General features: G+C 42.8%; 1 protein-coding gene. It reads left to right on the top strand.

Features of this window, described 5'->3' with window-relative positions; translation table 11 throughout:
• Positions 1–78: 78 nt before the first annotated feature.
• The coding region (locus ACIQYS_RS22410; RefSeq protein ID WP_402985256.1) for an IS110 family RNA-guided transposase at positions 79–1,279 on the top strand (1,201 nt) is incomplete at its 3' end.

Raw genomic sequence — 1,279 nt, 5'->3', positions numbered from 1 at the left:
AGCACTCATGGGAGATTAATCCTACTCTGGTTATTGCACCAGCCTCCAATACTAGTTGCCGTAGAAAGGATGATTACAATGGAAGTAATCATTGAGCGTGCATGCGGTATGGATGTGCATAAAGACTCCATAACTGCCTGTATTATTACACCAAAAGGAAAGGAGATTCAAACGTTTTCCACTAAGACTGTATTTCTATTACAGCTGATTGACTGGATCAAGGAGCATGGTTGTACCCACGTGGCAATGGAGAGTACAGGTGTATTTTGGAAGCCAATAGTTAACTTACTGGAAGCCGAGAATATTGAATTTTTAGTAGTCAATGCTCAACATATGAAAGCAGTACCAGGTCGCAAGACCGATGTGAAGGATGCCGAATGGATTGCAAAACTACTTCGTCACGGTTTACTTAAAGCAAGTTTCATTCCAGACCGAGATCAGCGAGAACTACGAGAGTTAGTTCGATACCGTCGAAGTATTATTGAAGAGCGTGCTAGACAACATAATCGGATTCAAAAGGTTTTAGAAGGAGCGAATATCAAACTAGGTTCCGTTGTCTCCGACATCATGGGTGTCTCAGCTCTTGATATGCTTCGTGCCATCGCCGATGGCGAAGACGATCCAGAGAAGCTAGCTAGCTTTGCCCGTCGATCAATGAAGAAGAAAAAGAGTGAACTGGAGCTTGCTCTTCGGGGGTATATCAATCCTCATCAACGTCTCATGTTAAAAACCATTCTGGTCCATATAGAATTTCTTTCTGAGCAGATTCAATTGTTAAACGACGAGGTGGCTACTAGATTATCCTCCCATCAAGAAGATATTGAGCGATTGGATTCCATTCCCGGTATCGCCACTCGAATGGCCGAACAAATCTTAGCCGAAGTCGGTACGGATGTCGAGAAGCAATTTCCCAGTTCGGCGCACTTGTGTTCCTGGGCAGGATTAGTACCTGGACATAATGAGAGTGCGGGTAAGAGGAAATCAACCAACATGAAAAAAGGAAACAAGTACTTGAAATCGGCATTAATTGAAGCAGCTCATTCTGTCAAAGGATCCAAAACCTATTTGGGAGCCCTGTATAGGCGTACTGCATCAAGAAAGGGTAAAAAGCGTGCAGGGATTTCAGTCGCTCATGCCATTTTGAGAATCACCTATTATCTCCTAACACGCAAAGAAATGTACGTAGACTTAGGTGAAGATTACTTTGACAAGCAAAAAGAACAATCGATTGTACGATATTCTGTTCGAAGACTTGAAAACTTGGGTTACAACGTTACAA

Origin of the sequence: Psychrobacillus sp. NPDC096426 (genome assembly GCF_044762745.1) — a bacterium.
Classification (GTDB): Bacteria; Bacillota; Bacilli; order Bacillales_A; family Planococcaceae; genus Psychrobacillus.
The sequence above is the reverse complement of the archived record's forward strand: the minus strand, read 5'-3'. Positions and strand labels throughout refer to the sequence as shown.